The sequence below is a fragment of the Kineococcus sp. R86509 genome, from assembly GCF_042466365.1.
Classification (GTDB): Bacteria; Actinomycetota; Actinomycetes; order Actinomycetales; family Kineococcaceae; genus Kineococcus.
This window is the reverse complement of the sequence record NZ_JAXHCE010000001.1, coordinates 4747219-4769338: the sequence shown is the minus strand read 5'-3', so window position 1 is coordinate 4769338 and position 22120 is coordinate 4747219. Positions and strand designations below refer to the sequence as shown.

Sequence of the window (22120 nt, the reverse complement as noted above, 5' to 3'; positions counted from 1 at the left end):
GTGAGGGGTGGAAGCGATGAGCACACAGACGACCGGCACGATCGCCGTCTTCGGCGCGACGGGACAACAGGGTGGCGCGGTGATCGACGCGCTGCTGGACCACGAAGCCCCGGTCCGGGCCTTGGTCCGCGACCCGCAGTCCAACCGGGCTCAGGCGCTGGCGGCCCGCGGCGTCGAGCTGGTGGCCATCCGGAGTGACGACGCGGCCTCGTTGAGCGCCGCGTTGATGGGAGTCGAGGCGTTCTACTTCATGACCCCGGAGGCGAACAACCTCGACGAGGTCGAGACGGAGATCCGCATCGGCATCGCCCTCGTCGACGCGGCGGCCGCGGTACGCGTCCCGCACGTCGTGTTCAGTTCGGTCTTCGGCGCGGACCATGAGTCGGGCGTGCCGCACCACGACTCGAAGCACACGATCGAGGAGCACCTGAGGAAGTCGGGCCTGAGGGCCTCGATGCTTCGCTCGACCCCCTTCATGGAAGTGATGGCACCCAAGCTGGAGCACGGAGAGCTCGTGCTTCGGCTGCCGCTGCCCGAGGACGCCGTCCTGAAGATGATCTCGGTCAGGGACGTCGGTCGGGTCGCTGCCGCGCTCTCGCTCAACACCGCGCAGGCGCCCGGCGGAGTCGTCGAGCTCGTCGGCGATGAGCTGACGGGCCCTCAGATCGCCGCGGCGTTCGGCGCGTACGCCGGGCTCCCGGCACGGTACGAGGCCCTCCCGTTGAGTGTGCTTCCCAGCGACCTCGACAGGGCGATGTTCCGCCAGTTCGCGAAGATGGCGGACTACCCGACCGATCTTGCGGCGGTGCGGGCAATCGAGCCGGCCACCCTGGACCTGGCCCAGTGGATCCGCTCTACCGGTTGGGTCCCGTCCCCGAACGTGGCTGGTTCTTGAGCCTCTGGCCGCGATGAACGCCCCGTGATCGTACCCACGGGCTCGGCGCTCTGGGCACGGCAAACGCATCCGCCAACGGTTGAAGTCGTCACGAAGCCCCCGGGCCATGCCCGAGGCCCACACCGGCACACTGACCTGTTGTCAGCGGCACGCAGATGCGACTCCCGGTCGTCGGCCTGGGATCCGAGTTCGCGGGTGGAGGTGGAACTCCGGTAGACGGAGGGCCTCCCACAGCAACACCCACCACCGGAGTTCCGCCGCGCCTGATGCTGTCACCGACACCGCTGTGCTGCCCACCTCCAGGACCGTTGTGCAGCACATCGCCACCTTGCTGCTGACCCACCACCCCGTGCCTCCGGCACCGAACCCGCGGCGCAGCTGCCTGCACGTAGGCCCGCACACCGCCCACGTCCAGTGCCCGCCACCGCCGGACCCCGCGCCCGTCGTCGAAGCGGCGGCACGGCCGCCGGCACCGCCCGTACCGGTTCGCGGCGCGCTTGGGGACCCGCACCGACACGCCGAGCACGCCGGCGTCCTCGTCGAACTCGGCGTCTTCGACGAGGGCCTGCTGCAGCCCGAGCAGCTCCACCCGTGTCCTGGTCCCGCGCAGGCCGTTCTCCCGTGGTGACGGTTCCGATCTCGACAATCAGGACCGTAGCCACCAGGACGGCGTGCGCCCGCATCTCAGCAGGTCAGTGGCGCGTCGACAGCGCTGGGCTCAGCTCACACATGAGTCACAAGAGCCTGATTCGTTCGACACCTACCGCTATCACTCGGTGTTCACCGATTCGCCGTTGCCGATGCTGGCGGCGGAGAAGGATCACTGCCCGCACGCGGTCATCGAGTCGGTGATCGCCGAGGCCAAGGACGGTGCGTTGGCGCACCTGCCGTCGGGGAAGTTCCAGGCGAACGCGGCGTGGTTGGTGCTGGTCGCGATCGCGGTTTTGTCCGGGACCGTGCACCGCCGTGAACGCGCGGGGACGATCGGGCGCAAGCTGATCAGCCTGCCCGCCCGGTTGGCTTTCTCGGTTCGACGGTTGCGGCTGCACACCCCTGTCGGTCGGCCCTGGCAGTCCGGGTTGGAGAACCTGCTGGCGGCGATCGCCAAGATCGCCCGGCTGCTGTCGGCGGGCGCCTGCCGGACCTGAGCACCGCCCGACGCCCACCGCCGCGGAGGGGCACGATCAGGAGCCGCAGTGGAAGAGCCGACACTGGTTGGCGGCTACCTCATGCCCTTCTCGTGTTGACCTGCCTTCGGCAGGTCAACACGAACTCACCCACCGAGAGCGGTGGGTCCGGGCTCAAGCACGATCACGTTCACGCCGTGGCTCCTCTCACGCAGACGGCCACACACCACGCTGCGCGTCGTGAACGTCGACACCACCGACCCCGGCCATCGCGGTCCCGGCGAAGGCAAACTGCGCATCGCCGCCGACTACTGCCTCATCACCCTCGAGAGCCAGAACGCGCGGCTGCGCTGGGCACTGCATCCTGCGATCCTCGAGGACGCCCTGGCTCGGCTGAACGTTCCGGGTGCGCAGTAGGCGCAGCTGCCCAGTCCGGCGCCGCCAGCGGTGAGCGACCTCACGGTCATCCCGCACGGAACGCGCTACTCAGGTGAGTGCTCGAGGACGTCGCGATGGGTGAGTCCCCTCGAGTGGTGTAACTCCGGCCCGCCTCAGGACCCGCCCCAGCGTGTCCCACCAAGCAGGTGAGGGCCACCGCGTGAAGCTCTGCGAGTACCCGCCAAGGAACTCGTAGAAGGAGATCAACGCGATGGCCCTCATGGACCAGTCTGCCCTGTCCACCCTCACCGAAGCACTCACCACTGCCGACGACGGCACCTTCATGCGCCGAATCCTGCAAGGCGCCCTGCAAGCCCTCATCGATGCCGAAGCCGAGCACCACATCGGCGCCGGCCACCACGAACGCTCAGCCGGGCGCACGACCCAGCGCAACGGCACCCGCGACCGCCTCGTCGCCACCACCGCAGGTGACCTCGCACTGAAGATCCCCAAGACCAGGACGGGGTCGTTCTTCCCGACCCTGCTGCACCCTCGCCGGCGCATCGACCGGGCCCTGCACGCCGTCGTCATGGAGGCCTACGTCCACGGCGTATCCACCCGCAAGGTCGACGACCTCGTCGAGGCCCTGGGCGCTGAATCGGGCATCTCCAAGTCCGAGGTGTCCCGCATCTGCGCCGACCTCGACACCGAGGTCGCCACCTTCACCAGCCGCCCGTTGGACGCGCAGGCGACCCCATACGTGTTCCTCGATGCGACGTACTGCAAGGCCCGCGTCGGCGGTGACCAGCACGGCAAGGGCGCACGTGTCGTCTCTCAAGCAGTCGTCATCGCCACCGGCGTCACCGCGGATGGACACCGGGAAGTATTGGGCTGCAACGTCGGAGACGCCGAGACGTTGGCGTTCTGGAAGGAGTTCCTGACCTCACTGCGCGAGCGGGGTCTGCACGGGGTGCAGCTGGTGATCTCCGACCAGCACCGCGGTCTGGTCTCGGCGATCGAGCAGAGCATGACCGGCGCGTCCTGGCAGCGATGCCGGGTCCACTTCATGCGCAACGTCTTGAGTCGGGTCACGAAGGGGCAGTCAGACGCGGTCGCGGCGATGGTCCGCACCATCTTCGTCCAGCCCACCGCGGAGGCTGTCGGTGAGCAGGTCCGCGTCGTCGCCGACACCCTGCGCGCGCAGTTCCCTGCGGTCGCGGAGATGCTGGATGAGGCCGGTCCGGACGTGACGGCGTTCGCGGTGTTCCCCGAGGCGCACTGGAAGAAGATCTGGTCGACGAACCCGATCGAACGCCTGAATCGGGAGGTCAAGCGCCGCACTGACGTGGTGGGGATCTTTCCCAACGCCAAGGCCCTGCTGCGTCTGGCCGGGTGCGTGCTGATCGAGGCCCACGATGAGTGGCAGTCCGGGGAACGTCGCTACCTCTCCGAGGCCTCCATGGCCTTGCTGACTCCGCCCGAACCCACCGTCCTGCCCACCGCCGCGGTCACCGTGAACCCCGACACGGTCACCCCGCTCGACAGGACCGCCGCCCTCACGGCATAGTCCGAAACCGCAGCGCTTCACGCGCAGGAGTTACACCACTTCACGGGACTCCATCCGTCGCGATCGTCAGTGGCTGCGTCCCCACGCCTCGAACTGCTCCTGCACCTCATCGAAGAAGACGGTCTTGGCGCGGGTGTAGTCGTCGTAGTCAGCATCGCCGATGTGCTCAGCGGCCACGCCGGCCTTGAAGGAGGCGTAGCGGTCACGGGCCTCAGGATGGGCGCGCAACCAGTCGCGGAACCACAGGGCGTAGCGACCCCACGGCGAGGCACCGAGGCGGATGTGCAGGATCGCGGCCTCAGGTCCGTCGATGTCGTGCACGAAGAGTCGCTTGCGCCACACCTCGTCGGGCACCTGCTCGGAGCCGCGAGGGATGTCGCGGTACACCCCCGGAGAGTCCGGGCGCGAGCCGGTGGTGGGGACGAAACCGATCGAGGCCAACGCCTGGTCCAGCGGCTCAGGTCGAGGCAGCTCGCTGACGACGATCTGGAGGTCGATGCAGGCCTTGGCCATCAGGCCCGGCACCGAGGTGGAGCCGATGTGCTCGAGGGACTCGCCCACTCCCAGGGGCTTCATCGCCTTCTCCACCGCAACGAGCAGCTGCGCTGCTCGTCCGGGCCAGGCAGGGTCGTAGGGCTGGAGCACCGCAGGTCCAGGCATGCGTCGGACGGTAGCGGGAAGAAGAGCCATGGTGTGTCAGCACGAGCGCGTGTCGGTCGTGCAGGCACACTCCCGCCGCCGGGGCAGATCAAGAATCGTCCGGTCATCCCACGGTGCGCGCACCAACGACGATCGGGAGACCCTGTTCCTCAACTCTCTTCACGGTCGCCCACCGGCTAGTTCCCGGTTCGACGTCACCGTCGCAACAGGCTGATCCCAGCAGACAGGAGCCCCCACGTCCCGGCATCCTGACCCGGTGACCGATCGCCCTACGCCACCACCCGCTCGTGCCCGACTGCTGGGTCGACGACGCGGAACAGATCCCAAGAAACCTCTCCTGGTGGCCGTGGACTGCTTCATGGCCGTCATCGCCATCCACCTGGCCGTCATCGGCTACCTGGGGTTGCCGTCCTGGTTCGCCGTGGCCCTCACCGTCTTGGCCGGCCTCGCGATCTTCTACGCAGTCCGAGAACTGCTCCTCTGGCAGCAGCACCTGCGCCTCGCCCAACGGCAGCGCGCCCACCTCGTCACGTCGCCGATCACGTCGCCGGGGCAGTGCGACGACCCTCCCGTACCTCACTGACCCACCTTCCACCGTGGATTGCTTCGACGTACCGCACCCGCCGGCCGAGCGGATGGAGATCGCCCGGCTCAGGTCACGACCAGACGCAGCAGAACCTCCCCGGCCGCACCCAGTGGCAACACCAACAGCAACCACGCCGCAGCCGAACCCACACCCCGGGCTCGCGCACCCACTGCCCGCGCGGCCGACGCGGTGGCGCCGAGGACCACCACCAACAGGACACCGAGGACGCAGGAGACGACCGCCTCACCCGGGTAGCGCAGGTAGAGCCCGTAGGTGACCACTCCCTCCGCGAGGAAGACCCCGCCCAGCAGCGCCGCCCCCAGCGCGGCCACCCGCGGCGCAGCCGCCCGTCGCCACCACCAGCCGGCCACCCCCAGGACCGGCCCGCCGAACACACCGGTAGCGGCCCACAGCACGACGTTGGAGGGGTTGACGCCGAAGCCGCGCGCAGCGGACACGGCGTAGTAGCCGGCGACCTCCCCGAAGCACACCGCGACACCGGCCAAGACCGCGGCCCAGGGCCGCCGGCTCCAGGCACCGACCAGGAACGCGGGAGCGACCCAGGGGCCCACCGCGTTGGCCAGCCCGGCGAAGGGCCAGGGCAGCAGCGTCTGCAGCCCTGACGTCGACGCCCCCCACACCGCGCCGATCAGCACTGCCGCACCGAGCAACGGAGACGCGTCCAGCCCACCGGCCGAGCCGTCGCGCCGGCCGCCCCCGGCCCACGGGAAACGGGGCGAGGTCTTCAGTGCGGCGGGTTCGCTCATGGTCGAAGCCTGCCCCGTGACGATCGGTCTGAACATCACCGCGTGGTCGGATCCTCGACCATCGATTCCTCGTACCCCGGGTTGATGCCCGGGCTCGAACCCACGCTCGTACCGCTGATCGCGCGGTGGTGCCGACGGTGGCGGGGAGGTCCTCACCGCGGCCGCGGCCCACCTCTTCCCCCGCCGTGACACTCTGCTCCTCCTGGAAGTCCTCCAACCGGTGGGAAGGTTCCCGTGAACGTCAGCTACTCCCTCGCCTACCGCCTCGGCATCACACCGTGGGAACGCGCCATGGAGGTGGGCGCCGGCCAGTTCACCGCGCTGATCGAGCGCGAAGAGGCCGAACGCGTCGCCCCCTTCGGCCACGCCCTCGACCTCGGGTGCGGCACCGGCGCCCACGCCGTGCAACTGGCCGGCCGTGGCTGGGACGTCAGCGCCGTCGACGCGGTGCCGTCCGTCGTGCGCCGGACCACCGAGCGGGCGCAGGAGCACGGGGTGGACGTCCACGCCCTCGAAGGTGACGTGACGGCACTGGACCCGGCCCGGATCGGAGCCCCCGTCGACTTCTTCCTCGACGCGGGCTGCTTCAACGGCCTCCGCCGCAGGCAACGCTCCGAGCTGGGCCGCGGGATCACCGCCTGCGCCGCGCCGGACGCCACCCTGCTCGTGCTCGCGTTCGCGCCGGGGCGCCGAGGGCCTCTGCCCCGCGGGGCCAGTTCCTCCGACGTCACCGAGGCCTTTCCCGGCTGGGACGTCGTGGCCCAGGACGCCACCGACAGCCGGGGGTTCCCGGGGCCGCTGCGCGGTACCACTCCGCAGTGGTACCGCCTGCGCCGCCGCTGACGGGTGTTCGTCCCGGACGCCCCGTGAGGTGTGCCACCCCCGTGGACGGGGAAGGTGCCGGGGGTGATGTTCACCCTCTTCCGCACCCTGGCCGCCGTCCGCGGAGCCAGGGCGCTGCACCCGCGCGGGATCGTCCACACCGGCCGACCGGTCCGGCACGGCCTGACCGCGGGGACCGGGGTCGGCTGGATCGAGGAGCCGGGCTCGGACCGCGCGGGCCGTGGAGGCCGTTCGCCGAACTGTGCCTCGACGAGGGCGAGGTGGAGGACCGATCACGTTCGCACCGGTCCACAACGCCGTCGCGGGGTTGCGCGTGCCGCAGCGGTGGCGCCGGATCCGCGAACCCGGGTACGCCGGTTCGCGGCAGGGCCGCCGTTGACCGGGTTCACCTGGTCCGCGCGTCCACCGGCAACGGTGGGTAGAAGGTCTCCGGCAGGGCCCGCAAGGCCCGGACCATCGCGTCCGTCCCGTCGAACTGGAAACCCAGTTGCGTGGCGTACGCGGCGCACGCCTCCACCTTGGCGTCGAGTTCCTCCTCCGTGGGGTACCGGGGGTCGCCGAGGGGAGTCTCCGCTCCGGCCCGCAGGACGTAGGGGGTGTCCGCCCACCGGGCCAGAGACAGGCCCCGGTCGTGGGCGAGAACGTCGACCGCCGTGCGCACGTGGCGGTGGTCGACGTGGTCGCCGAGAGCCTGCGGACCCAGCAGCAGGTCCACGGAACCCCCGAACCGCTCGTCGAGGAACGCCGTGAGGGCCTCCCCGATCGCGACCGGGCACCCCTCGTCCCCGGCGACGACGGGCCCGAAGAGCGCTGCGGCGCTGTGGTACCCGCGGTGCGGCGCTTCGAGGAGGGGGAGGTGGAAACCCGTCGTGCCGAGGGCGGCGCCGGCCGCGACGTCCTCGGCGCGACGCAGGGCCATGTAGTCGACGTCGTCGGCCAGACCCTTGTCGGTCTGGCAGGCCAACGCGAAACCCGTCGGGTCCGTCACGCTGCCGGTGAAGACGGTGAGCACCGTGACCTCGGCCCCCGCGGCCACCAACCCGGTCAACAGCGCCCCGGCGGAGAACACCGCGTCGTCCAGGTGCGGGGAGACGGCGAGGACCCGCGCGGGGTCCACCCCGGCGCGGTTCACAGGAGGTGGGGGGTGACGAGGAACCGGCAGTCGGAGTCGGCGGTCGTGGGTTCCACGCCCCGCCCCCTGCTGGTAGGGCGTTCGGCGGGCGGGACCTGCGTCCACGCGGTGTCCGGCGGCGTGGCGACGACCCGGTGGTAGACGGCTTCCACGCGTTCCGTCAGAGCCGGCCAGGACCAGACCTCGCGCACCTCGCTCAGCGCCTGCTGCGCCAGCTTCGGCCCCAGGGCCGGGTCGTCGAGCAGACGACGCAGGGCGTCGACCAGACCCGCGACGCCGCCGACCTCGTGGAGCAGACCGTTCTCGCCGTCGCGCACGCAGTCCACGACGCCCACCGTGCGGGTGGTGACGACGGGGAGCCCGGCGGCCATGGCCTCCAGGATCGTGTTCGAGAAACCCTCGGACTGGGTCGGCGAGACGAACACGTGAGCGTCGCGGTAGACGGCGGGCGCCTCGGTGTAGGGGACGTAACCCCGCTGCTCCACGACGTCGTCCAGCCCCAGTTCGGTGACGAGTTCGGCGACCGCGGTGACGTCGGGGCCGATGCCGGAGACGAGGAGCCGCACGTCCCGGCCCTCCGCGCGCAGCGCCGCGAGACCGTGCAGCAGGTCGAGGACGCCTTTTCGACGGTCGACGCGGCCGTGGAAGAGGAGCGTCACCGGCCCGTCCGCGGGCAGCACACCCACGGCGACCTCGTCGGCGGGGGTGAAGGCCTGCGTGTCGGTGGCTCCACCGACCAGGTCGAACCGTTCCGGGTCGGTCCCGTGGTGGTCCACGACCTCGTCGGCGAACGTCCGGGAACCGATGAGGACGGCCCCGGCGTGGTCGAGGACCGTGCGGATCCCCACGGAGTGGGCGGGACAGCACAACCCCACCCAGTGCCCGTCGCCCCCCTGGACGCTGACCACCGAGGGCAGGCCGAGCGAGGCGGACGCCTCCAGGACGGCCATCCCGGTGGGCCAGGCGTACTGGGCGTGCAGCAGGTCGAACGGTTCCTCGGCGTGCAGGCGCTCCACGGTCTCGCGCATCGCGGCGATGTCGGCGTCGAAGTCGGCGGGCAGACCCTCGCCCGACCGTTGCTCCCCCAACGCCTCCAACCCGATCGCCCGCACCCTGGCCGGGACCCGGTCCGCGGGGGGCGGACCGCCGCCGTAGACGGCGCTGCCGGCGGGGTCACCGCGGAACTGCGACACCAGCACGACCTCGTGGCCGCGGGCCACCAGACCTTCCACGAGCTTCTCCGCGTACACGCTCATGCCCGACACGGCGGGCCAGTAGCGGCGGGAGACGAGGCAGATCCTCATGCGGTCCATCCGTTCTCGCGGGCCACGGCGGCCGCGTGCAGTGCCGGTTCGCGGTAGAGCGGGTACAGCTCCCCCAGGACGCGGTCGAGCGCGGTCCGGTCCAACCAGGCCGGGCCGCCGAGGCGTTCCCGGGCGGCGTCGGTGAGGTGGACGGGTTCGGCGGAGGCGGGGACCCCGTCCTGTCCGGGCACCCCGAGGCCGGCGATGCCGTGCAGACCCGTTCGACCGTCCCCGCGTTCGAGGAGGTCCACCAGCCCGCGTTCGCCGATCCGGCCGTAGCTGACGATCTCGACCTCGAGACCCGGCACCACGACCCGGGCCACGGCGACGGGCTCGGCGGAGCAGTCGAGCACCAGCACGTCGAACCCGCGCTCGCGCAGGAGACCCACGAGGTGGGCGCAGAGGGCCTGCTGCTCGTCGACGCCCTCGGGGGCCCGCCACGTCGGCAGGGTGTCGAAGCGACGCCGGCTGCGTTCGGCCAGGACGACGGGTTCGAGCAGGGACCGCAGCTGAGCGGCGTCCTTCTCCAGCCAGCCGAGCATCCCGCGCAGGGCGCGCTCCTCCTGGGTGGAGGGGTCGGCGGCGTAGCGCTCGACGTACCCGGCGGGGCTGATGTCGCGGACGGCGTCGAGGTCCCCGTGGGTGAAGGCCTTGCGGGAGCGGGCCGCGGCGAACTCCAGCACGGCCTTGCGCAGCGCCACCTCCCGGTCGGGGTGGGCGGCCTCGCCGGCGGCGGTCACCATGACCGGCTGCAGCGGGTCGTCGTCGGTGCCGACGACGGTGATGTTGGCGATGCCCCACCAGTCGTTGGCCAGCTTGGGCACGACCCGCACCCCCGCCGCCCGCAACCGGGCCAGGGCGTCGCGGGTCACGGGGTCGGTCACGAGTTCGTCGTCGGGGCCGAGGTCGAGGACGACGCCGGTGTCCAGGGCCCGGAAGCGGGTCCCGTTGCCGTCGCGCTGCAGGAGTTCTCCGATCCCGTGCGCGACCGCGCGTTCGAGGCTGTCGCCGGCACCGAGGCCGTTGCCGTGCCGGGTCACCAGGCGGGGCAGGTCGTCGACGAAACCGTCGGGCAGTTCGTCGGAGTCGCGCAGCACGACGTCGGCGGGGGCCCAGACCCGCTCCCCCGTGCCGTAGCGCTGCAACGGCAGCCAGTTCAGCGTCACGTCGGGCGTGTAGGGCGCGCCGGCGTCCAGGCACACCGCCGGCGGGTCCAGGACGGCGTCGGCCCCGAGTTCGGCGACCAGCTCGTTCCGGGTGGCGCGCCGGTGCTCCAGGGTGGCCACGGTGCGGCGCAGCAGACCCAGTTCCGCGGACTCGCCCCAGCTGGAGCGCCGTGCGTCGGCGTCGGTGCCGCCGTACCCGTGGCCGATGGCGGCCACCCCGGCGTCGCCGGTCGCGGCGATCGTCCACCACGAGGGGATGCCGACGGTGTCCAGGCGGTAGGTCGGGAACTGGAAGCGGTCGCGCTCCCCCAAGACGTCGCGGAAGCGTTCGGTCGCGAGGTGGTCCTGCCCCTCCTGGACGGGGTGGTCGACGGTCAGGCGACGGGGTGCGGTCACGCGAAGACCTCCACGGTCCGGGTCAGCAGGTCCATCGGCACCGGGGACGCCGACGGGGGGTTGGCGAGCATGTGGTCGACGAGGGCCACGACGTGGGCCGTGGTGACCCCGCGGGCGAACTCGAAGGGGCTGAAGACGGTGTCGAACTCCAGCTGCCCGACGATCTCGCGCATGCTGCGCAACTCGGCCCGGGACAGCGGGATCTGCGCGTGGAACGCCTTGTGGGCGCTCAGCGCCGCGGCGTTCCCGTCCTCGTCGAGGTCGATCTTGAGGGAGTCGCCGCAGAAGAACAGGCCGCGATCGGCGTCGTGCAGGACGCTGTGCCCGGGGAAGTGCCCGCCGGTGCGGTGCAGGGTGATCCCGGGCGCCAGCTCGGTCCGGTCGTCGGCCGGCCAGGTCACGCGGAAGGCCTTGGTCCAGGTGAGGTCGTGGACGCCGACGGAGACGACGGGCGGGTCGAGTTCGTCCTGCAGCTGCCACAGCCCGCCGAAACCGTGGACGTGGCTGGAGGCCAGGACCCGCAGGCCACCGCGGCGGCGCAGTTCGGCCAGCGCGTCGGCGGAGTACCACGGGGCGGCCTCGAAGCCGAGCAGGCCGTCGGAGGTCTCCAGCACCCAGCCGTGCGACCCGAGCCCCACGACGGGGTCGCCCCAGAACTCGGTGACCCCGGGTACGGCCTCGCGCCAGGACGTCGTCACGAGCGCGTCGACCTCGGTCTCGCGCAGGAACTCGAACCCGTCGACGGGCAGTTCGTTGCGGACGTCGGAACACACCGGGCACGACGGCGGCGGGGTGTGCGCGAACCAGCGCTGCCAGTGGCCGCAGTTCGTGCAGGAGTAGGCGCGGTGCTCGCGGTGGGCCCGGGTGGGCAGGGGCGCCAGTTCCGCGGCGCGGACCCCGCGCATCGCGTGGGCGTCGTCGGGTCCGGTCATGCTCGTGCCTCCACGGGTCGGGGCTGCGCGCCGAGGGCGTCGTGCAGCAGGTTCAGCAGGCGCAGGTCCCGCGACATCGGGAAGCGCCAGTCCTCCCCGCCGGTGACCGCGGCCTCCAGGGCCCGCAGTTCGCCGGTGAACGGTGACGTGGTGGTGTCGAACTCCAGGTCGCGGGACGCACCCGTGGCGGCGTCGATGAACTCCACGCGGCCACCGGCGTCCTGTCCCATGGTGTCGTTGGCGACGAGCTGCCCTGCGGTACCGACGATCTCGAGCCGACGGCGCGGCAGGGTCTCGACGGTGTTGAACGAGTTCGAGATCGTCACCAGCACCCCGGAGGAGGTGCTGCCGACGAGGACGGAACCGTCGTCGACGGCGTAGTCGTGGACGCGGTGCTGCACGTGGGTGGTGGCCGTGGCCACGTCCTCGCCCAGCAGGGTGCCGACGAGGTCCAGCCCGTGCGGGGCGAGGTCGATGTAGGCCCCGCCACCGGCCCGGACGGGGTCGACGCGCCAGTTGTCACCCGTGGTGCTGCCGGGCGGCGCCCACCCGGGCGGCAACCAGCACGCGTAGACGATGCGGACGGCCGTGACGGTGCCCAGGTCGCCCCGGGCGATGAACTCGGCCATCACCTCGTGGGCGGGGTGGAACCGCTGGTCGAAGGCCGTCGCGGCCACCACTCCCGCGCGTTCGCACCCGGCGACCAGCGCCGCGGCGTCCTCCAGGCTCGCCGCGAGCGGCTTCTCGCACAGGACGGCCAACCCCGCGTCGGCCGCGGCCAGCGCGACCTCGCGGTGGGCGTGGTTCGGGGTGGCGACGTAGACGATCCGCGCCCCCGGGGTGGCGAAGGCCGCGGCCAGGTCGTCGTGCGCCTGCGCGCCCGGGAAGCGGGCCGCGAGGGCGGTCGCCGCCTCCAGGTCACGGTCGACGACGGCGACGACCCGGCTGGTGGCCGAGGCGGCCAGGGCGGGGGCCATGTGGTCGCGGGCGACCCAGCCCGCTCCGGCGATGACCCAGCCGGTCCGCTCGTCGTCGTGCAGTTCGTCAGGGGTGTTCACGGGACTCCTCGGTGGACGGGGTGCTCAGCGCACCGGGATGCCGGCGCCCGCGAGGACACCGAGCTGGAACTGCTGGACGGCGCCGGGGTGGACGATGTCCAGGTCGTCGAGGGCCTGGGCGGCGGTGAACGCCGCCTCACGGGCGTGGTGGTGGACCTGCAGCACGCGGTCCAGGACGTCAGCGGTGTTGAAGACCCGCCCCACGGGGGTGTCGGTGGTCTCGCGCTGCGGCAGGAGGACCCGCAGGCGCTCCGCGAGGCCCTGCGGCAGTTGCTGCAGGGACCGCTGCTCCAGGGCCGCCAGCACGCGCAGGTAGTGCTCCCCGAGCAGGACCTCGCCGCCGAACCCGGCGTCGGGGAGGTCGCCGTTGGGCAGGTGGTGGGCCAGCGCGACGAGGAACGCCTCGCCGCGCCCCACGCCGAAGCGCGGTGCGACGAGCGCGGAGTACACCGCGGTGACGAAGCAGTGGTCACCGTGGCTCTCGGGGGGTTCCACGACGACGCGCGGCAGCACCGGGTGGGTGGCCCCGGCTCGCGGCTGCCGGACCAGGGCGTCGACGAAGGCCGGTGCGGCAGGGAGGAGCTCCTCCGCGAACGGGTCGGGGTCCAGCGCGGCGCGCAGGTCGGCGAGGTCACCGAAACCGCCCTCGGCGGTCGCCGTGACGGCGTCGAAGGCGCGCTGCAGCACGAGCAGACGTTCGTCCCGGTCCAGACCGGCCGTGGCCAGGACGTCGGCGTCGACCCCGGCGAGACGGGCCGCGACCAGGGCGTGGGCCACCTCCCGCAGGGCCAGGGCCAGGACGTGGTCCACCGACCATTCCTGCAGGAGAACGCGCCAGGACCGGACGAACGCGCGGTCGGCGAGGGAACCCGGTCCTCGGGCGTCGCGCAGGCGCTTCACGTCCGCCACCTCCCGCAGGAGCTGCAACGTGGAGGGTTCCACCACCGGAGCTGCGGGGGAACCGGAGTTCGCGGGGTCGGGCCCTGCGACGGAGAAGGGTCGAGGGGAGGTCATCGGCGGGTTCGAGCTCCTGCGCTCGGCACGGTGAACGGCACGGCGTCACTGTGCCCCGCTCCCCGGGAGTCCGCACACCGGACTTCCCGTGACGATTCTCACGTCCTGTGACTCCGGAAGCGCACTCGGTCAGATCGTGCGTATCGTCGTCGGGCGCAGCACCGAGACCGCTGCCAGGCTGATCCGACTCTTCCCCTCCACCGCGACTCACGCGACCACGAGGAGCACCTGTGCCCGAAACCTCCCTGACCCCCTCGACCCCGCGCGCCCGTCTCGCCTACAACGCGAACGGTCTGCGCTCGGTGAGCCTCGACGACGCCGTCCGGACGCTGGCCGACCGCGGGTACGACGGCATCGAACTCTCGCTCAACGCCCAGCACGTCGACCCGTGGACGTTCTCCGCCGCCGACGCGGCCCGCCTGCGGGAAACCCTCGCGGCGAACGGCATGGTCGCGTGCAGCCTGGCCACCGGGGACCCGCACCTGCTGAGCGAGGAGGCCTTCGAACCCGCGCTCGTGGACCCGGACCCCGCCGAACGCGCCCGCCGGCTGGACCTGTTGCAGCGCAGCGTCCGCATCGGGGTTCTCGTCGGAGTTCCGCTCGTGGTGTTCTCCACCGGCAAGCGGCGTCCCGAGGTCGGTGCGGCCCAGGCCGACGCGTGGCTGGACGAGGCCCTGGCCGTCCTGCTCGACACGCTGCACGAAACTCTCGATGCAGCAGGACTTCCCCGCGGCAGCACGGTCCTGGGCATCGAGCCCGAACCAGGGTTCCACTGCCGGACGAACGCCGACGTCGCGGTCGTGCTGGAACGGACGGCGAGCCCGGACCTGTGGCTCAGCCAGGACCTCGGACACTGCGTCGTGGAGGAGGAGGACGCCTTGGGTTCACTCTCCCGCCACCTCCCGATCACCCGGCACCTGCAGGTGGAGGACATCGCCGACCGCGTGCACGCGCACCTCGTTCCCGGAGACGGGGACGTCGACTTCGACGCCGTGGGCCGGGTTCTGGCCGACGGGTACGAGGGCTGGATCAGCGTGGAACTCTACGACCACGATCCGGTGCACCGCGACGCCGCACAGCGCAGCGAGGAGTTCCTCCGCGAGCGCTTCCCGTCCCTGGCGCGGCCGTCCCGGTCGATCGACCTGTCCTCCCTCGAGACCAGGAGCACCGCCTCGGCTCACTGAACCGGTCCGGCCGTCGCGGGTTGCTGCTGGGTGATGCAGTGGACGCCGCCTCCGCGTTCGAACAGGGGACGGGCGTCGACGGTGACGACGGTGCGGCCCGGGTAGGCCTCGCTCAGGATCGAGCGGGCGCGGGCGTCGGCCTCGGGTTCACCGAAACCGCAGGCCACCACCCCGCCGTTGACGACGAGGTGGTTGACGTAGCTCCAGTCGACGGGGCCCGTACCGTCGCGCAGCGTCGCCGGGGCGGGTAGGTCGGTGAGGGTGACCGCGCGGCCCGTGCTCTCGAAGGCCGCCTGCAGTTCCGCCCGGCACTGGCGCGACACCGCGGCGTCGGGGTGTCCCTCGTCCCGCTGGTGGTGGACCAGGACGTGGTCGGGCGCGGCGAAGGTGGCGACGATGTCGACGTGGCCCCGGGTGCCCAGTTCGTCGTAGTCGCGCGTGAGACCGCGGGAGAGCCAGACGGCCTGCGTCGCGCCGATGGTGCGCGCCATCTCGGCCTCGACCCGCCTCCGGTCTGCGAACGGGTTGCGCCGGGGGTCGAGCTGCACGGTCTCGGTCAGCAGCACCGTACCGGTGCCGTCGACGTGCAGGCCGCCCCCCTCGGCGACCAGCAGGGAGTCGACGACCTCGGCGCCGACGTGCTCGGCGACGATCCGGGCGATGCCCGCGGACTTCTGCCACCCCGCCCAGTCCGGGGCACCCCACCCGTTGAAGATCCAGTCGACCGCCCCGAGGACTCCGGAACGGTCGCGGTCCAGCACGAAGGTCGGGCCCACGTCGCGCATCCAGAACTCGTCGAGGGGGGCTTCGACGATCTCCACGGCCGGGTCGAGCATCCGCCGGGCCCGGGCGGTCTCGGTCGGGTCGACCACCATCGTCACGGGTTCGAACTGCGCCACCGCGTGGGCGACGTCGGTCCAGGCCCGGTATCCCTCATCCCGGGTCTGCGCCCCGGCGCCGAGGGTGAACCCCTCACGGGGGAACGCCATCCAGGTGCGCTCGTGCGGATCGGTCTCAGCGGGCATCTGCCACACGACAGCTCCTCTCGGTTCGGGGAACACCGGCGTTCACCAGCCGGTCCTCAAGACGTGTCCCAGCGCGTCGGCGAACACGTCGACCGACGCCCGTGAGACACACAGGGGTGGTTTGACCTTGAGGACGTTGAGGTGGTCGCCGGTGGGCTGCATGACGACCCCGAGTTCCAGCAGGCGGTCGCAGATCGCGGCCGTCTCCTCGGTGGCGGGTTCGAGGGTGGTGCGGTCCCGCACGAACTCGACGCCGAGGTAGAGGCCGGAACCGTGCACGGTGCCGACGAGGTCGTGCTCGCGGCCGAGGTCCTCCAGGCGCCGCTTCAGGTGCGCGCCCACCACGCGGGCGTTGTCCTGCAGGCGTTCCGACCGGATCACCTCGAGCACGGCCGAGCCGACCACCGCCGAGACGGGCGACCCGCCGGTGGAGGAGAAGAAGTACCCCTGCGTGCGGTAGCGGTCGGCGATCTCCCGTCGGGTGATCACCGCCCCGAGCGGGTGGCCGGCACCGATGGACTTCGCCACCGCCACCACGTCGGGCACGACACCCTGCTGCTGGAAACCCCAGAACCACTCCCCCAGGCGTCCGAAACCCACCTGCACCTCGTCGGCGATGGCGAGACCACCGTGGCGGCGCACCGCGGCGTAGACCTGCTCCAGGTACCCCTCGGGGAGGGCGACCCCGCCCGCGTTGCCGAAGTACGGCTCGCAGATCAGCCCCGCCGGCGGACGTCCACCGGCCGCGAGCCCGTCGATGACGGCCACGGCCTCCGGGGCGTAGCGCCAGGCGTCCGCGCCCCGGTGACGCCCGCGGTAGGAGTTCGCGGCGTCGACGGTGTGCACCCATGCGGGGCGCGAGGAGAGGGCGTTCGGGTTGTCGGCGATCGACGTCGACACCGCGTCGCTGGCGTAGGTCCAGCCGTGGTACGCCTCGCGCATCGCGACGACGTCGGGGCGCCCGGTGGACGCCATCGCGAGCCGGACGGCCAGGTCGGTGGCCTCGGAGCCGGAGTTCACGAAGAACACCGTGTCGAGCCCCTCGGGCAGCGTCGCGGACAACTGCTCGGCGTAGTCGGTGATGGCCCGGTAGTGGAACCGTGAGTTCGTGTTCAGCAGGTGCATCTGACGGGACGCCGCGGCGACGACGCGGGGGTGCGCGTGACCCACCGACGCGACGTTGTTCACCATGTCGAGGTGGACGCGGCCGTCGACGTCGAGGAAAAACTCGCGCCAGCCGCGTTCGACCTGCGGGGGCGCCGCGTAGTAGTGCTCCTGGACCTCGGCGAGCACGCGGTGCCGGCGCCGCAGGACGTCGTCCCCGGTTCCTTCTCGCTCCCCCTCGGAGGGGACGCCGATCGCCGCCCCGGGATCACCGACCACCGCCCGCCACGCGCGTGCGAGCCGCGGTGTCACCCGGGCCGGTGGCTGATCCTGCCCTGCGGCGCAACGCTGCACGAGGAGTCGGGTGCGGGCGGGGAGCACCCCTGACCCGTCGTTCCCGAGTTCTCCGGTGACGGTGACGGTCCCTCCCGTCGACGTCCAGCGGAGCGACTGCGCGGTCTGGCTGACCTCACCGGAACCCACACCGAGGGGACTCGGACGGGCCAGCCACACGGTGACGCCGGTGGACACCGTCTCGGCCGTCGCCGCCGGCGGTGGCAGGGAACTGGTGACGACCGGTCGCCAGGCGGGCACGGTGACGATCTCGGCGCCGGCGTCGAGGGCCGCCAGGGCGGCGTTCTCGAGGGTCGACGCGTCGAGCCAGGCCCCGGCGTCGTTCAGCGGCGACTCCGTCGACGCGTCGAGTTCGACCCGACGCGCGAGAGGGGGCAGGAGGGTGTCCCCCGACCACGCCGGTTCCGGCGCCACCGGTCGTCCGAGCGCCGCGCGGGTCGCGGCGGTGAGGACGGCGAGCGGTACCGACGTGGCCCGTTCCAGGATGCGGAACTCACGGTCGAGGGCGCCGGAGGCGTAGGAGTTCTGCTCGTCCAGGCGCACCTGGGCCCGGCCGCTGAGGACCAGCACCGCACCGCGCAGGACCACCAGCGGCCACAGGGCGGTGATCTCGTCGTCGTCCAGCGGACGGTCGCAGTCGAAGGCGCGGACGGCGGTCAGCGCGCTCTCGGGCGTGGCGCCGTCGTGGTGCAGGATCGAGGACACCGTCACCGCGATCTCACCCACCCGCCACGACGCGCACACGTCGCCGAAGTCGATCACCGCGTCGGGGACGACCCCGCCCTCGGGCCGCAGCACGTTGTCGTCGGTGACGTCGAAGTGCCCGGCCTGCACCGGGAGTCCCGCGGCCACCGGGGCCAGCGCATTGCGCGCCGCCACGGCGGCCGCCCCCACGACGGCACGCACCGCAGCGTCCGGTTCGAGCGGGAGGAGGGTGTCGACGACCCGGTCCGCGTGGCGCAGGTTCCACTGCAGCACCCGGGTCTGCGCCGGGTGGGTGAAGTCGGACAGGGCGGTGCTGACGGCGGCGGCGAGTCGCCCCATCGCCTCGACGACCGGCGGGGACAGGTACCTCGAGCCCATGAGGGTCCGCCCGGAGACATTCTCGATGACCCGCGCGTGCAGACGTCCGCCCGTCGTGTCCCACCACGCCGACATCACCCCGCGGGGACCGTCGACGAGGCGCGGCACGCGCAGGCCGGGGTGACGGTGCGCGACGACGGCGGCGGCCTCGTCCTGCATCTCGATCTCGGACTCGCTGAACACCGGGTTGCTGAGCTTGAGGACCCCCAGCGGCTCGCTCGAACCCCGGGGGAACAGCCGGAAGTTCTGGTCCTGCTGACTGCCGAGGGACCGCACGTCAACCTCGACGCCGAACACCTCGGCGACGTGGCGGCGCACCTCGTCGTCGGTGAGTATCGGGGTGGGCAGGTCGACCTGGGCGAAGTAGTCGAAGACCTCGGACACGGCGTCTCCCTCGGGGGCGGGACGGGACGGGTGGGCGTTCACAGCGGTGACTGCGGCGTCGTCGCGACGGCACCGGCGACCACACCCGACCCGTCGCGCACGAGGACGACGACGAGGGGCCCGAAGGGGGCGAGCCAGTCGCTGACGGGCGAACGATGGGCGGGGGCGTCCACCTGCGCCGTGCCCTGCAGGCGACCTCCCTCCGACGTCGTGGCGACGCGCACCCCGTCGACGTAGGCCGCGTGCTCCGCGGGCTCGCCCCCGGCCACCGTGGCCGAGAAGCGCACGACTCCGTCGGTGTCGAGGAGCACCTCGTCCACGGTGAGGGAGAGCTCCCCCGTCGCGACGGGCCGGGCGACCGCGAACACCGCCTCGTCCGGCAGTTCCGGGGTGCGCGGCGGGCTCGTCCGGCGCTCGCGCAGGGCGGTGACGGCCGCGGCCACCTGCACCAGCCGGGTGTCGCTGTAGGCGGGGCCGGCGATGGTGAGGCCGACGGGCATCCCGGTGTCGGCCATCGTGCCCATCGGCACGGTGACGGTCGGGATGCCGAGGTGACGGGGCACGAGGTTGCCGTTGGAGACCCACACGCCGTTGCTCCACGCGAGGTCGGCCGACGCGGGGTTCACGTCGGCGTCGGCGGGCCCGACGTCGGCGGCCGCCGGGAAGACCACGGCGTCGAAACCCTCGGCGGTGAGCCAGTCCTCGAAGTCGACGCGCCGGGTGTGCTCCAGACCGCGCAACCCCTCCTCGAGGCTCTCGATGGTGCGCCAGTCGCACTCCCCCTGCCGGGCGCGGTCGACGTAGCCGGCGATGTCGTAGGCGAGGTCGAACGCGAACACCCCGTAGCGGTCCTCGAGCGCGCCGGGCGGCGCGGGGAAGATGCGCGCGGGATCGACGTCGGCGAGCCGGTTCAGGGTCGGATCGTCGTTGCGGCGCAGGAAGTCGTCCATGGCCCAGACCGAGAGGTCGCCGATCTCGTCCTGCAGGAACTGCTGGCTGACGAAACCCCGGTCGACGAAGTCGCGGTCCCCGGCGTGGAGCTTCTCGTAGTTGTCCACGACCGGGAAGGGGGTTTCGACCACCTCCGCGCCGGCGGCCTGGAGGTCCGCCCGCAGGTCGGCCCACAACCGCATGACGCTGTCGCGGGTGCGGATCGGGTGCCTGGTGTCCGGGTCGGCGTTGACGTAGAGGCGCGGAACGGCCAGGCGCAGCCCGGCCAGCGGCAGGTCCTCGAGGTCGGCGAACGACGGCGGGCGCACCTGCGAGGGGCGGGGGAGGTCGATCCACGGCTGGGTGCGCCACAGGTCCCCGGAGGGGTCGGGGTCGTCGGCGACCACCACGTCGAGCACGTGCTGCAGATCGCGCACCGAGCGTGTGTGCGGCACGACGACGTCCATCGTGGGGACCAACGGCCAGTTGCCGCGCACCGAGACGACCCCGCGCGAGGGGGTGTAGGCGACGAGGGCGTTGTTGGAGGCCGGCGCCCGTCCGGACGACCAGGTCTCCTCCCCCAGACCGAAGGCGGCGAAGCTCGCCGCCGTCGCCGTGCCGGAGCCGTTGGAGGATCCGGAACCGAAGGCGGAGGTCAGGTGGTCGGCGCTGTAGGGCGACTCGGCCCGTCCGTAGACGCCCCGCTGCATCCCGCCGGCCGCCATCGGCGGCATGTTCGTGAGGCCGAGGAACACCGCCCCCGCGGCCCGCAACCGGGCGACGGCGAAGGCGTCGTCGCGGGCGACCAGGCCGGCGAAGGCGGGAGAACCGCTGGCGACGGGCAACCCCTTCACCTGGTAGGAGTCCTTGGCGGTGAAGGGGATCCCGTCGAGGAGCCCGAGTTCCCGACCGCGCGCGCGGCGCTCGTCGGCGGCCCGCGCCTCGTCGAAGACCGCGGGGTTGAGCACCGGGACGGAGTTCAACCGGGGACCGGAACGATCGTGGTGGCCGATGCGGTTCAGGTAGCGGGCCACCAGTTCGACGCTGCTGAGGGTGCCCGCGGCGAGGGCGTCGCGCAGCTGCTCGACGCTCGCCTCGACGACGGTGAAGGGCCTCGTGTCCACGGCGGGAAACATACATCGTTTGTTTTCCGACGGCCAGGGTTCCGAGCAGCCTGACGGCCGGTGACGCGTAGGCTCGGCGCGTTCCCAGGAGGTGCCCATCGCCAGACCGACGCGTCCACTGCTCAACCGTGAGCTGATCACCCGGACGGCGCTGGCCCTGATCGACAGCCAGGGCCCCGAGGCCGCCAGCATCCGCGGGGTCGCCGCCCGTCTGGCCGTCAACCCCGCGTCGCTCTACAACCACGTGCCCAACCGCGCCGCCATGATCGAGGACGTGCGGGCCCTGGTCTCCGCGCGGATCGACTCGGGACCGCTGCGGTCCCTGCCCTGGGAGGACGGCCTGCGCGCGTGGGCCCGCTCCTACCGCAGCGCCTTCGCGCGCCACCCCCGGGCGATACCGCTGCTCATGACGGAGCGCGCCTCGGCACCCGTCCTGCTGGCCCAGTACGAGGACTTCGCGGTGGCCGCCGCAACCGTCGGCTGGCCCGAGCGCGACGTGCTCCCCCTGCTGACGGCGTTCGAGTCCTTCGTCCTCGGCAGCGTCCTCGACATGTCCGGGCCGAGCGTCGTCTTCGACCCCACCGGCCAGGAGGCCGCGTTCCCCACGTTCGCCGCGGCGTTCGCGACCCTGGCCGACGAGGACCCGTACGACCCGGTGGCGACGCGCGCCTTCGAGATGGGCCTGGAGATGCTCGTCGCCTCGGCCCGTCCCGGCGGGGCGACGGCCTGAACCGTTCTCAGGAACGCAACGCCCGGGAGACCCCCGCCGCGGCGACGGTCAGCGCCGCGACGAGCCGCGGACGGTCCCGCCCGAGCGAGGACACGACGAGGCCCAGGGCCGCCACCACCTCCCCGTCGGGTCCGCGGACGGGAACGGCGACGGAGGCGTTGCCCACGTCCATCTCGCCGCTGGTGCTGGCGAAGCCGTCCCGCCGGACCGCTGCGAGTTGCCGGGCCAGGACCCTCGGCCAACTGATGCTGCAGGGCGTCACCCGGACGAGTTCGGCGAACACACGGCTCCCCACGTCCGCCGGCACGTGCGCGGGGAGGACCTTCCCGACTCCGGTCGTGTGCAACGGCAACCGGCCGCCGACGTGGCTGAGGACC

20 protein-coding genes and 1 pseudogene are annotated in these 22120 nt (G+C 72.2%); 8 read left to right on the top strand and 13 right to left on the bottom strand.

All coding sequences use genetic code 11. The annotated features are described in order from the left end of the window. Nucleotides 1-16 precede the first annotated feature (16 nt). Complete coding sequence (locus SJY07_RS23275) at nucleotides 17-895, top strand: NmrA/HSCARG family protein (RefSeq protein ID WP_380161721.1); 879 nt, start codon at nucleotides 17-19, stop codon at nucleotides 893-895. A gap of 88 nt (nucleotides 896-983) precedes the next feature. Here SJY07_RS23275 and SJY07_RS23270 read toward each other — a convergent pair whose 3' ends face one another. After that, the gene (locus SJY07_RS23270; protein ID WP_380162492.1) at nucleotides 984-1406 is read right to left on the bottom strand and encodes a transposase family protein; all 423 of its coding nucleotides are present in this window, start codon (nucleotides 1404-1406) and stop codon (nucleotides 984-986) included. A gap of 184 nt (nucleotides 1407-1590) precedes the next feature. Here SJY07_RS23270 and SJY07_RS23265 point away from each other — a divergent pair, with 184 nt between their 5' ends. The 3 genes from SJY07_RS23265 (at nucleotide 1591) to SJY07_RS23255 (ending at nucleotide 3967) form a co-directional block, all read left to right on the top strand. Next, entirely contained in the window at nucleotides 1591-2043 is a 453-nt protein-coding gene (locus tag SJY07_RS23265; protein ID WP_380161720.1) for a hypothetical protein, read from the top strand. Nucleotides 2044-2262: 219 nt separating this feature from the next. Further along, nucleotides 2263-2439, top strand: coding sequence for a hypothetical protein (locus tag SJY07_RS23260; RefSeq protein ID WP_380161719.1), 177 nt, complete (start codon nucleotides 2263-2265; stop codon nucleotides 2437-2439). A 232-nt stretch (nucleotides 2440-2671) separates the two neighbouring features. Then, nucleotides 2672-3967: an IS256 family transposase gene (locus tag SJY07_RS23255; protein ID WP_380156340.1), complete on the top strand. Its 1296-nt coding sequence runs from the start codon at nucleotides 2672-2674 to the stop codon at nucleotides 3965-3967. A gap of 66 nt (nucleotides 3968-4033) precedes the next feature. On the opposite strand, the gene SJY07_RS23250 is transcribed toward SJY07_RS23255, so the two are convergent. Further along, a complete protein-coding gene (locus tag SJY07_RS23250) occupies nucleotides 4034-4627 on the bottom strand; it encodes a GrpB family protein (RefSeq protein WP_380161718.1) in 594 nt (197 codons plus the stop codon). A gap of 340 nt (nucleotides 4628-4967) precedes the next feature. Here SJY07_RS23250 and SJY07_RS23245 point away from each other — a divergent pair, with 340 nt between their 5' ends. Then, nucleotides 4968-5210 carry a hypothetical protein gene (locus tag SJY07_RS23245; protein ID WP_380161717.1) on the top strand — a complete coding sequence of 81 codons (243 nt, stop codon included), beginning with the start codon at nucleotides 4968-4970 and terminating at the stop codon, nucleotides 5208-5210. 68 nt (nucleotides 5211-5278) lie between these two features. Here the strand turns inward: SJY07_RS23245 and SJY07_RS23240 are convergent, their stop codons facing one another. After that, a complete protein-coding gene (locus tag SJY07_RS23240) occupies nucleotides 5279-5980 on the bottom strand; it encodes a DUF6518 family protein (RefSeq protein ID WP_380161716.1) in 702 nt (233 codons plus the stop codon). A 234-nt stretch (nucleotides 5981-6214) separates the two neighbouring features. On the opposite strand from SJY07_RS23240, the gene SJY07_RS23235 reads away from it, so the two are divergent. Further along, the gene (locus SJY07_RS23235; RefSeq protein WP_380161715.1) at nucleotides 6215-6823 is read left to right on the top strand and encodes a class I SAM-dependent methyltransferase; all 609 of its coding nucleotides are present in this window, start codon (nucleotides 6215-6217) and stop codon (nucleotides 6821-6823) included. 385 nt (nucleotides 6824-7208) lie between these two features. Here SJY07_RS23235 and SJY07_RS23230 read toward each other — a convergent pair whose 3' ends face one another. From SJY07_RS23230 to SJY07_RS23205, 6 genes are read right to left on the bottom strand one after another with little or no spacing between them, the layout of a single operon-like run. Then, entirely contained in the window at nucleotides 7209-7940 is a 732-nt protein-coding gene (locus SJY07_RS23230; RefSeq protein WP_380161714.1) for a PIG-L deacetylase family protein, read from the bottom strand. Nucleotides 7941-7951: 11 nt separating this feature from the next. Beyond that, the gene (locus tag SJY07_RS23225; RefSeq protein ID WP_380162490.1) at nucleotides 7952-9259 is read right to left on the bottom strand and encodes a glycosyltransferase family 4 protein; all 1308 of its coding nucleotides are present in this window, start codon (nucleotides 9257-9259) and stop codon (nucleotides 7952-7954) included. Continuing rightward, nucleotides 9256-10821, bottom strand: coding sequence for a YcaO-like family protein (locus SJY07_RS23220; RefSeq protein WP_380161713.1), 1566 nt, complete (start codon nucleotides 10819-10821; stop codon nucleotides 9256-9258). The genes SJY07_RS23225 and SJY07_RS23220 overlap by 4 nt, the downstream gene beginning before the upstream one ends. After that, nucleotides 10818-11753 (bottom strand): MBL fold metallo-hydrolase, encoded by a 936-nt coding sequence (locus tag SJY07_RS23215; RefSeq protein WP_380161712.1) that lies wholly within the window; start codon nucleotides 11751-11753, stop codon nucleotides 10818-10820. The genes SJY07_RS23220 and SJY07_RS23215 overlap by 4 nt, the downstream gene beginning before the upstream one ends. Beyond that, a complete protein-coding gene (locus SJY07_RS23210) occupies nucleotides 11750-12811 on the bottom strand; it encodes a Gfo/Idh/MocA family protein (RefSeq protein ID WP_380161711.1) in 1062 nt (353 codons plus the stop codon). The genes SJY07_RS23215 and SJY07_RS23210 overlap by 4 nt, the downstream gene beginning before the upstream one ends. A gap of 24 nt (nucleotides 12812-12835) precedes the next feature. After that, on the bottom strand, nucleotides 12836-13825 hold the full coding sequence (locus SJY07_RS23205; protein ID WP_380161710.1) for an HD domain-containing protein: 990 nt from the start codon (nucleotides 13823-13825) through the stop codon (nucleotides 12836-12838). 230 nt (nucleotides 13826-14055) lie between these two features. Here SJY07_RS23205 and SJY07_RS23200 point away from each other — a divergent pair, with 230 nt between their 5' ends. After that, a complete protein-coding gene (locus SJY07_RS23200; RefSeq protein WP_380161709.1) occupies nucleotides 14056-15009 on the top strand; it encodes a sugar phosphate isomerase/epimerase family protein in 954 nt (317 codons plus the stop codon). Here the strand turns inward: SJY07_RS23200 and SJY07_RS23195 are convergent. From SJY07_RS23195 to SJY07_RS23185, 3 genes are read right to left on the bottom strand one after another with little or no spacing between them, the layout of a single operon-like run. Then, on the bottom strand, nucleotides 15003-16034 hold the full coding sequence (locus SJY07_RS23195; RefSeq protein WP_380161708.1) for an agmatine/peptidylarginine deiminase: 1032 nt from the start codon (nucleotides 16032-16034) through the stop codon (nucleotides 15003-15005). The two genes, SJY07_RS23200 and SJY07_RS23195, sit on opposite strands and share 7 nt — an antisense overlap. Before the next feature lie 42 nt (nucleotides 16035-16076). Then, a complete protein-coding gene (locus SJY07_RS23190; RefSeq protein ID WP_380161707.1) occupies nucleotides 16077-18959 on the bottom strand; it encodes an aminotransferase in 2883 nt (960 codons plus the stop codon). Nucleotides 18960-18997: 38 nt separating this feature from the next. Further along, complete coding sequence (locus SJY07_RS23185) at nucleotides 18998-21025, bottom strand: amidase (protein ID WP_380161706.1); 2028 nt, start codon at nucleotides 21023-21025, stop codon at nucleotides 18998-19000. Nucleotides 21026-21104: 79 nt separating this feature from the next. On the opposite strand from SJY07_RS23185, the gene SJY07_RS23180 reads away from it, so the two are divergent. Further along, complete coding sequence (locus tag SJY07_RS23180) at nucleotides 21105-21743, top strand: TetR/AcrR family transcriptional regulator (RefSeq protein WP_380161705.1); 639 nt, start codon at nucleotides 21105-21107, stop codon at nucleotides 21741-21743. A gap of 7 nt (nucleotides 21744-21750) precedes the next feature. On the opposite strand, the pseudogene SJY07_RS23175 reads toward SJY07_RS23180, so the two are convergent. Beyond that, nucleotides 21751-22110: pseudogene (locus SJY07_RS23175) on the bottom strand (IclR family transcriptional regulator C-terminal domain-containing protein); the annotation flags it as partial. Nucleotides 22111-22120 lie beyond the last annotated feature (10 nt).

What these genes read in the sequence shown, in the direction of transcription:
- SJY07_RS23275 (WP_380161721.1), top strand. Translation starts at nt 17, where the DNA reads ATGAGCACACAGACGACCGGCACGATCGCCGTCTTCGGCGCGACGGGA.
- SJY07_RS23255 (WP_380156340.1), top strand. Translation starts at nt 2,672, where the DNA reads ATGGCCCTCATGGACCAGTCTGCCCTGTCCACCCTCACCGAAGCACTC.
- SJY07_RS23250 (WP_380161718.1), bottom strand. Translation starts at nt 4,627, where the DNA reads ATGCCTGGACCTGCGGTGCTCCAGCCCTACGACCCTGCCTGGCCCGGA.
- SJY07_RS23240 (WP_380161716.1), bottom strand. Translation starts at nt 5,980, where the DNA reads ATGAGCGAACCCGCCGCACTGAAGACCTCGCCCCGTTTCCCGTGGGCC.
- SJY07_RS23225 (WP_380162490.1), bottom strand. Translation starts at nt 9,259, where the DNA reads ATGAGGATCTGCCTCGTCTCCCGCCGCTACTGGCCCGCCGTGTCGGGC.
- SJY07_RS23215 (WP_380161712.1), bottom strand. Translation starts at nt 11,753, where the DNA reads ATGACCGGACCCGACGACGCCCACGCGATGCGCGGGGTCCGCGCCGCG.
- SJY07_RS23205 (WP_380161710.1), bottom strand. Translation starts at nt 13,825, where the DNA reads ATGACCTCCCCTCGACCCTTCTCCGTCGCAGGGCCCGACCCCGCGAAC.
- SJY07_RS23195 (WP_380161708.1), bottom strand. Translation starts at nt 16,034, where the DNA reads ATGCCCGCTGAGACCGATCCGCACGAGCGCACCTGGATGGCGTTCCCC.
- SJY07_RS23185 (WP_380161706.1), bottom strand. Translation starts at nt 21,025, where the DNA reads ATGTTTCCCGCCGTGGACACGAGGCCCTTCACCGTCGTCGAGGCGAGC.